The following is a 13,636-nucleotide window of genomic DNA, read 5'->3' as shown; positions in this document are numbered from 1 at the left end:
TAATTGAGGAGGATTATCGTATGGGGCAGACAAAAACAAGTTTTCGATGGAAATTAGCAGGACTTATGTTTTTTATTAGTTTTATTTCTTACATGGATCGAGTCAATTTATCAGTAGCCACTCCCACTATTATGCAAGAATTAGGCTTTAGCAAAATGGATATGGGATTTATTCAGACGGCTTTTTTTGTTGGCTATGCTTTTATGCAAATACCAGGTGGAATCATGTCTGAATTTTGGGGACATCGGAGGGTTCTGGCACTAGCAGCTACTTGGTGGTCAGCCTTTACAGTATTAACAGGAGCATGCAGTAACTTTACCTCATTTATTCTGGCGAGAAGTCTGTTTGGCATCGGAGAAGGTCCTATGGCACCTGCCTTTGGAAGATTTATTTACCGTTGGTTTAATAATAATGAAAAGGGGCGTGCTTCTTCATTTATGTTAAGCGGTGTATTTTTTGGACCGGTTGTTGGTCCAACACTTACGATCGTATTGATGATGAATTTTGGCTGGCGTTCCGTATTTGTTATTTTTGGTGGAGTAGGTTTACTATTGGCAGGACTTTGGTATTATTTAGCCAAGGATACTCCTCAGGATAGTAAATTTACCAATGCTGCAGAAGCAAGTTACATAGAAGAAGGTCTAATGGTAGATAGTGATAAAAAAGAACTGGCACCTTGGCGTGCTTTTTTGGGATCTTCTCAGTTTTGGGCTATTGGGATTCAATATTTTATAACGGATTATATTATGTATGTATTTTTAGCTTGGTTGCCATTATACTTAATAGAGGCTCAAAATTTTTCTTTGCAGAAAATGGGGATTGCTGCTTCTTTTCCTTGGGCGGCATTGTGTATAGTAACGGCTACATGCGGCTATATCAGTGATAAATTAGTCGCTTCCGGTGTGTCAAGGCATAAATCCCGCACTTTATTTGGCATTCTAGGACTAATTATCTGTTGTATAACTCTTTACCTGGGAGCAGTGGCAACTGTACCTTGGCTGAATGTATTATGGCTAACGATATCCTTGGGATCTCTTGGATTTACTTTTAATGCTTCATGGGCCGCCTGTCTTGATATTGGAGGTAAATTTGCTGGATCGATAACTGGCTGGATGAATTTCTGGGGGAATATGGGCGGCATTGCTGCTCCGGTTGCTACAGCATGGGTTGCAACGAATTATGGCTGGCAGGCAGCTATTCTGACAACTGCAGCTTCAGCCGTGATTGGCATTGTTGCATGGTTGGCTGTCAAGCCCGATAAGCCTTTAGTACTAAAGGAAAATAATAATCTTGAAAAGATTGCGTAGGAGAGATGCTAGATGTTAAAAGAATTTTCATTTGGTTTTGGTGATAGTGAAATTAAAGTAGCTTTGCCGGAAGAACGCGTTGTAAATGTTGTGGAAGGTAAACCAGCGAAAGCAGTTTCAGATGTAGAAGCTGCTGTTCGTGAGGTACTGAACAATCCAATTGGTACTCCACCTCTAAAGAATGTAATACAGCAAGGTGATAAAGTGGTCATCGTTGCTAGTGATATAACTCGTCAATGGGTGCGTCATGATTTGTTTTTACCTACTTTGCTGAATGAACTGAATAAAGCTGGTATACCTGATGAAGATATTTCCCTTATTGTTGCACTGGGCGCCCATCGCCATCATACTCATGAGGAAAATGTACTGACTTTTGGTCAGGAAATTGTGGAACGCATAGCGATCCTACAAAGTCATGCGCCAGAAACGGATGAATTTGTTTATGTGGGTCAAACTTCACGGGGAAAAGATGTCCATATGAATAAGCATGTAGTTAATGCCGATAAAGTCATTTTAACGGGCGGAATTGTTCATCATCTAATGGCTGGCTTTGGTGGCGGACGTAAAGCCATCATGCCAGGGATCTCCTCTTATAGCACGATTCAGGAAAATCATAGTCTATGTCTTCATACAGTAGTTGGACAGGGGGTAAGTCCAGAATGTACTGTTGGTAAATTGGAAAATAACCCTATGCATGCGGATATGCTGGAAATGGCAGAATTACTGAAACCAGCCTTTTTATTAAATGCAGTGTTTACACCAGAAGGTCAGTTTGCCTCTTTTGTTGCCGGTCACTGGCATGAAGCTTGGCTCCAAGGATGCAAAACAGCTAATGAGATATTTGGTGTTCCCATAAGCGGAAAAACTGATTTGGTCATTGCTTCTGCTGGAGGATTCCCGAAAGACATCAATCTGTATCAAGGCTCCAAAACCATTGGAAATTCCTTCATGGCGGTAAAATCCACAGGTGTAGTGATTTTACTGCTGGAATGCCGTGATATCATGGAGCCGCCTGATTTTAGCGGCTGGTTTAACTACGATTCTCTGTATGAGCGAGAATTGGCTTTGCGAAAAGGTTTTACCGTTCCAGGCTTCATTGCATTAAAACTGGGATATATGGCAAAAGAAGTTCCTCATATTGTTGTTTCATTGCCTCAGAATAAAGAGTTTTTTGAAAAAGCAGGAATGCTGACTGCTAGTAGCTTGGATGAGGCGATCACCATGGCTGAAAAAATAATAAATAAGACAGAATACACGATCACCGTCATGGCTCATGGAGCCAACACAGTACCAATCGAAAGTATTTGATACGAAAAAATAATGTAACCGCAGAGGCGCAGAGACACAGAGAGAGTTTTATTTCTCTGTGTCTCTGCGCCTCTGCGGTTAAAAAAATCTTCGTGTTTTTATATTCTTAGTATCTTCGCGGTTCAAAATGTTTTCTTTTTAAAAGCTAGTATAGCAGCAGGATTGTTGCTGCTAATGGGGAAGAGATAGAGTAATGGTTTATTATCTCTTACGTATTAGTCTGAACTACAGTAAAAGCAGATTCAATTGAATGAGGAGGGTTTTTGTATGGAATATCGTATTGAGAAGGATTCAATGGGGGAAATACGTGTACCAAAGGATAAGTTGTGGGGAGCACAAACCCAACGTAGCTTTGAAAATTTTCGTATCGGCATAGAAAAGATTCCTTATGAATTAGTTGGTGTATTTGCTACTTTGAAGAAAGCAGCTGCTATAGTAAATCATAGGCTGAATATATTGGATGAGGAGCGAACTCATGCTATTGTAGCGGCGTGCGATGAAGTGCTGGCAGGAAAATTGGATGGAAATTTCCCTTTGTCTGTATGGCAGACAGGCAGTGGTACACAGTTTAATATGAATATGAATGAAGTCATTGCTCATCGGGCAAATCAATTATTAACGGAAAATGGGAAAACAGTGGTTGTTCATCCCAATGATCACGTAAATAAATCCCAAAGTTCTAATGATATTTTCCCTGCCGCCATTCATGTTGCTGGTGTTAGTTTAGTGATTGATAAATTGCTGCCGGCGATTGCAGCATTGAAACAAACCTTACAGCAAAAGTCAGAGGAATATAATCATATCATTAAAATTGGCCGAACCCATCTGATGGATGCGACTCCCCTTACTTTTGGGCAAGAGATAAGCGGCTGGGTACGGATGCTCGAAAGAAATGAAGAAATGCTGACTATCGGTATTAATTTCATGCGCGATTTGGCAATGGGAGGGACTGCTGTCGGTACAGGTATTAATTCTCCAGTTGGGTTTGGTGAATTAATTGCTGCAGAAATCACTAAGCTAACAGAAAAGCAGTTTCATACTGCACCAAATAAATTTCATGCTTTGACGAGTAAGGATGAAGTCGTGGCAGTTCATGGCATCATCAAAGCCTTAGCGGCAGACTTGATGAAAATTGCCAATGATGTTCGCTGGCTGGCAAGTGGCCCACGCTGCGGTATAGGTGAGATTAAAATACCTGAGAATGAACCGGGCAGCTCTATCATGCCGGCAAAAGTAAATCCTACTCAATCAGAGGCTTTGACCATGGTTGTAGCGCAAGTGTTTGGCAATGATACAACGATTTCGTTTGCTGCAAGTCAGGGGAATTTTCAATTGAATGTATTTATGCCTGTACTTGTGTATAATTTACTGCAATCCATTAACTTATTAGCTGATGGCATACATTCCTTTAATGAAAATTGTGCGATAGGCATACAGCCAAGGGAGGATGTGATTGATTTTTATTTACACCAATCATTAATTCTCATCACTGGTTTAGTACCCCTTGTTGGCTATGATAAAGCAGCACAGATTGCAAAAAGAGCTGCAAAAGAAGGTATTACACTGAAAGAATCTGCTTTGGCTACTGGAGAAGTCAGTGCAGAACAATATGATTTATATATGAATCCAGCTATTTTAGTCAAACCAAGGTAGAAAATGAATAAAAGAATAGAATAAGAGTTGACATGACAAACTAGATTAGTCTATACTTATAAAAATAACAAAATAAATAAAGATAAGATAGAGGCGCGGTATATTAAGAATATGTATCTGGAGTTGCCAGCGATGAAAGATGCAAAAAGGAATATCCGCCGAAGTAGAAGGGTTTGGCAAGACCCGTTTATTGGTTTTGTATTGAATAAGTGCAAGACTGTCATCCAAGTTGGATGGAGTGCTATCTGCATTGCTGGTTGTGAGATCATTTGAATTCTTATGGCGGTTTGCGGAATAGTTTTCCGCAGACCGCTTTTACTTTTTTACTAGAGGCTTGCTTCATAACGAATGAGGAGAAGTTTTAGAATCTATAATAACAATTCAGGAGGTACAACATTACTATGGCAGAAAAAACATTACCATTTACTAAGCTTGAGCTTGAGGAAATTATTGCGCATTATCCGACTCCTTTTCATATTTATGATGAGCAGGCGATTCGGAATAATGTCCGCAAATTATTAGCGGCTTTTTCCTGGGCACCAGGATTTAAAGAGTATTTTGCTGTAAAGGCTACTCCTAATCCACATATCTTAAAAATACTGCAGGAAGAAGGCGTTGGTGCTGATTGCAGTTCTTTACCCGAACTCATTTTATCCAAACAATCTGGAATTGTGGGAGAAGACATTATTTTTTCGTCTAATGATACTCCTGCCGAAGAGTATCAGGCAGCCAAAGACTTAGGAGCTATTATTAATCTTGATGATATTAGCCATATTGAATATTTAGAAAAACATGTAGGCTTACCTGAATTAATTTCCTTTCGCTATAATCCAGGTCCTTTGCTGGAAGGCGGCAACGATATTATCGGTTATCCGGAAGAAGCCAAATATGGCTTAACCAGAAAACAAATTTTTGAGGCATATAAGATCATCCAAAGTAAAGGAGTAAAACGCTTTGCTTTGCATACCATGGTAATTTCCAACGAGTTAAATCCTGACAGTTTTGTGGCTACAGCAGCAATGATGTTTGATTTGGTCGTTGAAGTGTATCAAAAACTAGGGATTCGCATTGAGATGATTGATTTGGGTGGCGGTATTGGCATTCCTTATCGTCCTGAACAGCAGGCTGTAGATCTGGATGCTGTCAGTCAAGGTGTACGTAAAGCCTATGAAGAAAAGATTGTGGCTAATGGACTGCATCCATTAAAAATCACCATGGAATGTGGCAGAATGATTACAGGTCCTTATGGATATTTGGTTTCTACTGTGCTTCATAAAAAAGAGATTTATAAAAATTATGTAGGTCTTGATGCATGTATGGCAAATTTGATGCGTCCTGGCTTGTATGGCTCCTATCATCATATTACGGTTGCAGGAAAAGAAGCCCTGCCCCTTGATCATGTGTATGATGTGACAGGTTCTTTATGTGAGAATAATGATAAATTTGCCATTGACCGCAACTTGCCGCGTATTGACATTGGTGACATTGTTGTGATGCATGACGCAGGTGCTCATGGACATGCAATGGGTTTTAATTATAATGGTAAATTACGTTCTGCTGAATTGCTGTTAACAGCTGATGGAGCAGTTAAGATGATTCGTCGTGCAGAAACAATTGAAGATTACTTTACGACTTTGGATTTTGAAAAATGTGAAATGAATTTGGCTGCGGCAACTAAAAAATAAAGAATGATGTTTAGAGCAGACAGGTATACCTGTCTGCTCTTTATTTTAGCATACACTAACTTCGTGTTCTTCCTATTCTTCGCGTCTTCGCGGTTCAAAAGGTCTTATTTTTAAAGGGCGAGCAGCGTTTTTCTGTTTTCTAAAAAGTATATAGAGAGAATATAGTTAGTAAGCAGGATATTCTGAAAGAATAAGGAAATAAATAGTGAGAAAGAAGTCTGAATGTTGAGATATTTATTGTGAATGTTACCTAATACCTTGTCAGCTTTAAAACAGTAGGATAATGGCTGACAAGGTACTAGTATCTGGAGGGGGATTATGGTTGATAATTGCCTGTTAAAAGAGAGAATCTTAGTGATTAACCCTGGAGCAACTTCTACAAAATTTGCTGTATATGATGGAGAAACGCTGCTTATCAAAAGGACTGTGGAACATTTTGCTGCCGACACCAGCCCATTTGTGAAATTGTTAGATCAGTATGAGTATCGTTTACGAATTATTTTAGAACAATTAGCAGTAGAAAAGATTGACCTTTCTACATTTAATGCAGTTGCAGCCCGTGGGGGGATATTAAAGCCTCTTAAAGGCGGAACCTATGAAATTACTCAAGAGATGGTGAATGATTTAAGAGAAGCTAAAAGAGGTGAACATGCTTCTAATTTAGGGGCTGTCATGGCTTATGGGTTAGCCGAATTTTTAAAAATTCCTTCCTATATTGTAGATCCTGTTTCCGTGGATGAGATGGAACCTGTGGCAAGGATATCCGGTCTGCCTGATTTGCCAAGGATTAGCTTGTCCCATGCATTAAATACGAAGGCTGTAGCTCGTAAAGTAGCAAAGCAGCTTGGGAAAAAATATGAAGAGATGAATCTGATTGTGGCTCATTTAGGGACAGGAATTTCTGTAACACCTCACAAGCTGGGAAGAATGATTGACGTCAATAATCCGAAAGAGGAGGGACCTCTTTCTCCTGATCGTTGTGGGGGGCTGCCGGTAGGACAGTTTTTAAGACTTGCTTTTTCTGGTACTTACACCTTTGATGAATTAAAAGAGATACTCAATCATAAAGGTGGAATGTATGCTTATCTTGGTACTGCCGATATTCGGAAAGCTTTTTCTATGGCCGCTCATGGAAATGAGGAGGCTAGCTTGGTATTGGAAGCTCTTTCCTACCAAGTAGCAAAAGAAATTGGGGGAATGGCTGCTGTATTGTCAGGTCAAGTGGAGTGTATTATTCTAACTGGGGGAATTGCTCATTCAGAACCTATTGTTAACGCTATTAAAAGCCGAGTGCAGTTTATTGCTCCTGTAATTGTAATACCAGGAGAAGAAGAGCTAGAAGCATTGGCATTTGGAACTTTAAGAGTAATTCGAGGCGAAGAAGAAGCGCAGATGTATTCAGTATAAAATGAATAAACAGTTCTGATATTGGCAGATCTTTTAGGAGGTTGTCGTTTGTATTCTAATTATCATGAAATCATAGCTGAAATTAAAAATCGTTCTTTAATCAGGATTAGTGTTGCTGTAGCACAGGATAAAGGAGTCTTGGCGGCTGTCAAACTAGCTCAAGAGGAAGGGATTGCTGAGGCTGTTTTAGTAGGAGATACTGCTCTTATTAAGCCTTTAATGGAAGAGGTTGGCTTATCTGCTGATACGCCAATTTTGCATGAAGCAAACAGTGGGAAGGCAGTAGTGCAGGCTGTTTCCTTAGTAAAGAACGGTCAAGCTCAAGTGCTGATGAAGGGATTAGTAAATAGTAGTGATTTTTTACGAGCAGTATTGCATAAAGGGGAAGGGCTGCGTACTGGAAGGCTATTAAGTCATTTAGGTGCTTTTGAGATTCCAGGTCAGAAAAAACTTTTATTTATTACTGATGGAGGTATGAATATTGCTCCTACCTTATTTGAAAAGAAGCAGATCTTGGTGAATGCAATATTGGCACTGCATGGAATGGGAATCATGATTCCTAATGTAGCATTGCTTACGGCCAATGAAATAGTTAATGAAAAAATGCCCGCCACTTTAGATGCTAAGATTTTAGTAGAGATGAGAAGCAATGGGGATTTACCTGCTAGTCTGATAGAAGGACCGATTGCCCTTGATGTGGCAGTTAGTCAAAAAGCAGCGCAGCACAAAGGGATTGACAGCAAAATAGCAGGTAATGTTGATCTAATCATGGTACCTAATATTGAGACTGGCAATGCCTTAGGAAAGTCTCTGATTTATTTTGCTAAAAGTAAAATGGCAGGTATTGTCCTAGGGGCAACACACCCCATAGTCATGACTTCACGATCTGAGACACCAGAGGGAAAGATGAATTCCATTGCCTTGGCTTGTTTAGTCAAGCCATTAGGGTAGAATGGGAAAGAATGATAGAAAAATAGAGGAAATCCTTGATGTATACAAGGATTTCCTCTATTTTTTATATCGATGTGCTTACAATGGAAAGATGAGAATTTTCTGCCAGGTTAATTTCGATAGGCGGGGAATAGGCGGTTCCATCAGGGTAGGCAATAAGACGGATTATCGGCTGACGAGGGGTATGCTCCAATAAGGAGACGACAATAGCCTTTTCTCCTGTATTTAGCAGGACCTCCATTCCTGGAAAATATAAGGCCATTTTAGATAAGAATATTTTGCCGAAATGCTCGTCAAAAGCAGTTCCTAAACCAGAGCGAATAATATCATATGCCTCTTCCAAATTCATAGCTTTACGGTATGGGCGGCACCCTGTAATCGCTTCATATACGTCGGTAATTGCCAATAAACGAGCATAATTTAGAATTTCTTCACCCTGGAGTCCTCGCGGGTATCCTGTGCCATCTATTTTTTCGTGATGCTGCCATGCCATGTGAGCAACAAGGCTTGACAGCTCCCAGCGTTTTTTCACCAATAAATTAAATCCAGATTGTGGATGCTGCTTAATGATGCCAAATTCTTTTTCTGTTAAGCGATCCGGTTTATTGATAATTTTTTTATCGACGTTCATTTTACCGACATCGTGAAGCAGGGCACCACAGGTGATTTCTTTGATTTGGGGAATGGAAAAACTACAAGAATGAGCCAATAGAGCAGCATAAATAGCACAATTTAAGGAGTGATCTAAGGTGTAGTCATCATGAGTTGCAATTCCAGTTAATTGGATGCTTATGGCGGGTTGAATAATTAATTCTTCAACGATATCAGAGGCAATAGAACTGATATCGTCTATGGCAAAGGCTTCTTTATTATGAATTTTTTCCATAGTGGAACTTAATATAGAGAAGGCCCGTTGCTGAGTTTCTACAGATAAATATTCTGGAATCGCTATATCTTCATATCTTTCGTCGTGAATAAAGAGAGTTTTTACTTTCAACCTTCGTAACTTGTGAAGGTAGACTTCCGTTAGCCTGACTCCTGAAGCAAGCAGGATATGTCCTTTTCTGCTGTAAAGGTTTCGTGCTAATATCATACCTGGGTGTACTTCCGTTAACCTAATCTGTCGCAAAATGAGAGCTCCTTTATTTTCAAAAAAATCAGCAATACATGCCTGTTAGTATATACGATGAAGAGAAATCACACAAAAAAACTTAACCGCAGATATGAGGCAGTTAAGCTTTTCATCATATGCAGCGTGGCGATCATAGATTATAAATCCTTAGACCCTATAGCTTTGCGTCCTTACCTTTCAGTAAGTTTGCCAATATATAATTTAAGAAAATAAAAATAATTGTAGTATTAAAACAAAATGATACCATATAAAAAGGGCGAATTATGTCATATTTTGAAGAAAAATAAAAAATAATTTATTGCTAAGGGTTTTATGTAGAGATTGGTATATTTTTTACGATATCATCATAGAAGTAAATAGTGGGTTTCTAACGTACGGGAGGCGGCTGTTATGCTATCACCCAGTTTGGAAGATTATTTAGAAGAATTATATCGCTTTTCTTTATATAATGATATTGTTCGGGTTACAGATATAAGCCGAAAATTGAATGTATCGCTACCCTCTGTAAGTAAAGCGTTACGTAAATTAAAAGCTGGACAATATATAAATTATCAACGCTACGGCATTATTGATCTAACTGATAAAGGGAAAAAGACCGGAAATTTCTTAGTCGAGAGAAATAAGATATTGCAGGAATTTCTCACTTTGATTTGTGCTGATTGTGATATAGCAGCAGAGGCAGAAGCTATGGAGCATTATCTTTCCAAAGAAACGATCAAATCAATTCAATTGCTCGTAAAATTTATGCAAGATCATACGGAATATTATAATATTTTTTTAGAGCACGTAATGAATCAAGAAAAGAAGGAAGAAAAATGATGTACAATATCCCTATTCTTAGCAAATTTGAGAATAGGGATATTTTTTTATGACAACCCCATTCTCTTATTTCAAGTTCGCATAGATCATTTTTTTCTTTGCGGACAAGAGTCATAAACGCTTTCATGGAATCATTAAGCCACTTATTTTTATGATACACCAAAAAAGCATTCATCTGCACTTCTTTGTGGTTCGATTGTTTTATATGTTTTTAAGGATGCGTAGAGCTTTTCTTATCAATAATCATCATCCGTCTATACTAAATTGAGTAATCGTGCTGACTGGGCTACTATAAAGCATACTATGAACGCAATGACAGTAGGAATCAGAAATGTCAAAAAGGTCCATTTCTTGCTGCCTGTTTCTTTATAAGCGGATAGCAAGGCTGTGGTGCAAGGCCAGTGAAGCAGGCAAAAGAGCATTGTGCAGACAGCGGTTAACCAAGTCCAGTTATTATTGATGAGAATATCCCGCAGTTCTTCTAAAGTACCAAACTCCATCATTTGACCAGTTGATAAATAGCACATGAGAAGAATTGGCATAACGATTTCATTAGCAGGAAGACCTAGGATAAAGGCTAAAAGAATAAAACCGTCCAGGCCAATGGCGTAAGCAAAGGGCTGCAGCCAAGCTGCTAAATAACCAATGATACTTATCTCTTCTATGTAGATATTGGCAAGCATCCACGTAATGGCACCTGCTGGTGCTGCCATGATAATGGCCCGTTTTAGGACGAAGATTGTGCGGTCAATGAGAGAACGATAAAAAATAGCGCCTAATTGGGGTTTGCGGTAAGGAGGCAGCTCTAAGACCATCGAAGAAGCTTCTCCCTTTAGCAGTGTGTGTGATAAAGCCCAAGATACAGCAAAGGTTACAAAAATTCCTAACACAACTAAGCTCGTTACTACTAGTGAGGCTACTGCAATTTGTAATTCTGATACCACCATACCGCCCATAAAAATAGTGGCGATCGCAATCAAGGTAGGAAATCGTCCATTGCATGGTACAAAGTTGTTAGTCAGCACAGCAATTAATCGTTCACGAGGAGAATCAATGATACGGCAGGAAACGACGCCAGCAGCATTACAGCCAAACCCCATGCACATGGTGAGTATTTGCTTGCCGCAAGCACGGCATTTCTTAAACATATTATCGAGATTAAAGGCTACTCTTGGTAAGTATCCTAAATCTTCCAGCAGTGTGAACAAGGGAAAGAAGATTGCCATAGGCGGCAGCATAACCGCGATAACCCAGGCGAGGCCGCGAAACATACCTAAGACTAATATACCAGTTAACCAGGAGGGAGCTCCTGCTAATTCAAACCAGATTAAAAGCTGATCCTGAAATGCAAAAAGCGTGTCAGCAATCATTTGAGAGGGAACATTTGCCCCTGCAATCGTAATCCAGAAGATGACGCTAAGTAAAGCAAACATGATAGGATAACCAAATAATCGGGAGGTTAAAACGTCGTCTAGCTTATGATCCCAACTGCGTGAATCAGTGGAATTTTTACTTACGGCTGGCCCTGCTATCATTTCAGCGTTTTGATAAATATCAGATACAATTTTATCACCTAAGTCGGGATTACTGAGGCGGATTTTTTCCGCCTCAGTGCATATTTCCTCCAGGGTGATCATAGGTTTTATTGCAGCGCTCATACAGCAACCTCCTGTAAGCGTGTTGAATGCAGATCAAAATCAAGATATTGACTGATGCTGTTGATAAAAGCTTTATCTCCATCTAATAATCGCAGCGCTACCCAGCGAGGGTTGAGATTCGAGCCGATTAATCTTGATACTTTTGGCAGAAGTTGTTGAATAGCATTTTCCACTTCAGAAGAATAGTTAATCTGTCTGGGAGCTGGGGTGCAAAGCCCTGTAGACATTTCATATAACTTTTGACGCAGGGTGTCGAGACCTTTTCCATTACGGGCAGCAGTGGCAACAACTGGTACACCTAAATCTTTTTGTAAAGCAGAGATATCGATCTTAATATTTTTCTTTTCTGCTTCATCAATCAGATTGACGCAAACAATAATCTTCGGTGTGATTTCCATGACTTGCAATGCCAAATTAAGATTGCGTTCAAGGCAGGTAGCATCTAATACTACTAGTGTTGCATCCGGTTTGCCAAAACAAATAAAGTCTCTGGCAACTTGCTCTTCTACTGTATGGGCTAAGATCGAATAAGTGCCAGGTAAGTCGATCATTAAAAAAGAGCGATCGAGATACGTAAAACTTCCTTGAGCATTATCAACGGTTTTTCCAGGCCAATTTCCTGTGTGCTGATGTAAGCCGGTTAGCGCATTAAAAACAGTGCTTTTTCCTACGTTAGGATTACCAGCTAAAGCTACCGTAAATTGCCCAGGAGTCGTTGAAATTCCAAAATGCTCACTCAGAAATTTCTGATGTTCTTCAATCGTAGAATTGCTCATTCTCATTCTCCTCCTAAATTTGTTGGCTACAGTTATAACCAGGATTACATCGGATTCACATGAATTTGACTGGCGTCTTCACTGCGCAAAGCAATGAGAGTATCACGTACCATATAGGCTACAGGGTCACCTGCTGGGCTTTTGCGAATGCATTGGACAGGCGTTCCTGGTACCATACCTAAGTCTAGAATGCGGCGGCGCAGTAAGCCTTGTAAATTAAGGGATACGATCTGGCATACAGATCCTATGCCCAGTGTTGATAATGGAATTGTTGTTAATGCAGTATTCATTATAAATCCTCCTTTGGCAAAATGGTTTCATATTAGCCATGGCTAACATTTATAGGAAAAAATATGGTTAGCCGCGGCTAACATATAAGTAAGGGAATCTAATTTAGTATATGAACAGCAAAAGATTTGGTTACTTGCATTCACTTGATTAATAATATAAATATTTGACAGATGTTTTAATTATTGTTAAAATGATAATGATTATCAATAATTAAAAGAAAAATAAGATGGTTATGCTCATAAAACATATAAACATGAAGTGAATTTGTTTATTTAAGGTTTAAAAGGAGGAAGATGGATGTCTGTATGGGTAACAACTGATAACCGACAAGTATATATGAATGTAAGCGGTGATGTATTTGTAGAGCATCTTAATTTTCTGGAGCAAAATATGCTGAAGCATTTGCAGTATGGGTATCGGCGTATTGTGGTTAATATTAATAATATCGGACATCTTGATCATGATGGTATCCATGTTTTTCAATATGTGCGTGAAAAGATGCTAAAGCATGGCGGAGAATTGATTATTGAAGATGAAAAAGGGAAATTAGCCATTTAATTCATGTCGGATGGAATGACATCTTGCTTAATAACATGAGATTTTAAAGGGGATTTCCTCCGTTTATCTATTTATTGCAAAAAACTCCAAC

General features: G+C 39.2%; 12 protein-coding genes and 2 riboswitches. Of the genes, 8 read left to right on the top strand and 4 right to left on the bottom strand.

Annotated features, from left to right (window positions below):
- The first annotated feature begins 20 nt into the window (after positions 1–20).
- The 6 genes from FR7_RS17440 (at position 21) to FR7_RS17415 (ending at position 8,311) form a co-directional block, all read left to right on the top strand.
- A complete protein-coding gene (locus FR7_RS17440) occupies positions 21–1,307 on the top strand; it encodes an MFS transporter (RefSeq protein ID WP_007951419.1) in 1,287 nt (428 codons plus the stop codon).
- A gap of 12 nt (positions 1,308–1,319) precedes the next feature.
- A complete protein-coding gene (larAH10, locus tag FR7_RS17435; protein WP_007951420.1) occupies positions 1,320–2,615 on the top strand; it encodes an NPN-dependent 2-hydroxyacid racemase, LarAH10 family in 1,296 nt (431 codons plus the stop codon).
- Positions 2,616–2,882: 267 nt separating this feature from the next.
- Positions 2,883–4,268, top strand: coding sequence for a class II fumarate hydratase (gene fumC / locus FR7_RS17430; protein WP_007936983.1), 1,386 nt, complete (start codon positions 2,883–2,885; stop codon positions 4,266–4,268).
- A gap of 80 nt (positions 4,269–4,348) precedes the next feature.
- Positions 4,349–4,520: riboswitch (Lysine riboswitch) on the top strand.
- A 149-nt stretch (positions 4,521–4,669) separates the two neighbouring features.
- Positions 4,670–5,953, top strand: a complete 1,284-nt coding sequence (locus tag FR7_RS17425; RefSeq protein WP_007936981.1) for a diaminopimelate decarboxylase family protein — start codon at positions 4,670–4,672, stop codon at positions 5,951–5,953.
- Between the two features lie 318 nt (positions 5,954–6,271).
- Entirely contained in the window at positions 6,272–7,360 is a 1,089-nt protein-coding gene (gene buk / locus FR7_RS17420) for a butyrate kinase (protein ID WP_007936979.1), read from the top strand.
- Positions 7,361–7,408: 48 nt separating this feature from the next.
- A complete protein-coding gene (locus FR7_RS17415; RefSeq protein ID WP_007936970.1) occupies positions 7,409–8,311 on the top strand; it encodes a phosphate acyltransferase in 903 nt (300 codons plus the stop codon).
- Positions 8,312–8,375: 64 nt separating this feature from the next.
- Here FR7_RS17415 and FR7_RS17410 read toward each other — a convergent pair whose 3' ends face one another.
- On the bottom strand, positions 8,376–9,440 hold the full coding sequence (locus FR7_RS17410) for an HD-GYP domain-containing protein (protein WP_007936969.1): 1,065 nt from the start codon (positions 9,438–9,440) through the stop codon (positions 8,376–8,378).
- 117 nt (positions 9,441–9,557) lie between these two features.
- Positions 9,558–9,644: riboswitch (cyclic di-GMP riboswitch) on the bottom strand.
- Between the two features lie 189 nt (positions 9,645–9,833).
- Between FR7_RS17410 and FR7_RS17405 the strand changes: the two genes are divergently transcribed.
- Positions 9,834–10,262, top strand: coding sequence for a metal-dependent transcriptional regulator (locus FR7_RS17405; RefSeq protein WP_007936968.1), 429 nt, complete (start codon positions 9,834–9,836; stop codon positions 10,260–10,262).
- Positions 10,263–10,516: 254 nt separating this feature from the next.
- On the opposite strand, the gene FR7_RS17400 is transcribed toward FR7_RS17405, so the two are convergent.
- The 3 genes from FR7_RS17400 to FR7_RS17390 are packed head-to-tail and all read right to left on the bottom strand — an operon-like array spanning position 10,517 to position 12,986.
- Positions 10,517–11,920 (bottom strand): nucleoside recognition domain-containing protein, encoded by a 1,404-nt coding sequence (locus FR7_RS17400; protein ID WP_007936967.1) that lies wholly within the window; start codon positions 11,918–11,920, stop codon positions 10,517–10,519.
- On the bottom strand, positions 11,917–12,696 hold the full coding sequence (locus FR7_RS17395) for a FeoB small GTPase domain-containing protein (protein WP_007936966.1): 780 nt from the start codon (positions 12,694–12,696) through the stop codon (positions 11,917–11,919). Before FR7_RS17395 ends, FR7_RS17400 begins: the two co-directional genes overlap by 4 nt.
- Positions 12,697–12,740: 44 nt before the next feature.
- Positions 12,741–12,986, bottom strand: a complete 246-nt coding sequence (locus FR7_RS17390; RefSeq protein WP_007936965.1) for a FeoA family protein — start codon at positions 12,984–12,986, stop codon at positions 12,741–12,743.
- Between the two features lie 298 nt (positions 12,987–13,284).
- Here FR7_RS17390 and FR7_RS17385 point away from each other — a divergent pair, with 298 nt between their 5' ends.
- Positions 13,285–13,545, top strand: coding sequence for an STAS domain-containing protein (locus FR7_RS17385; protein ID WP_007936964.1), 261 nt, complete (start codon positions 13,285–13,287; stop codon positions 13,543–13,545).
- The last annotated feature ends 91 nt before the right edge of the window (positions 13,546–13,636 follow it).

This window comes from Pelosinus fermentans DSM 17108 (assembly GCF_000271485.2).
GTDB lineage: Bacteria > Bacillota > Negativicutes > DSM-13327 > DSM-13327 > Pelosinus > Pelosinus fermentans.
Note: the sequence above shows the minus strand (reverse complement) of the source record. Positions and strands in the feature narration are given on the sequence as shown.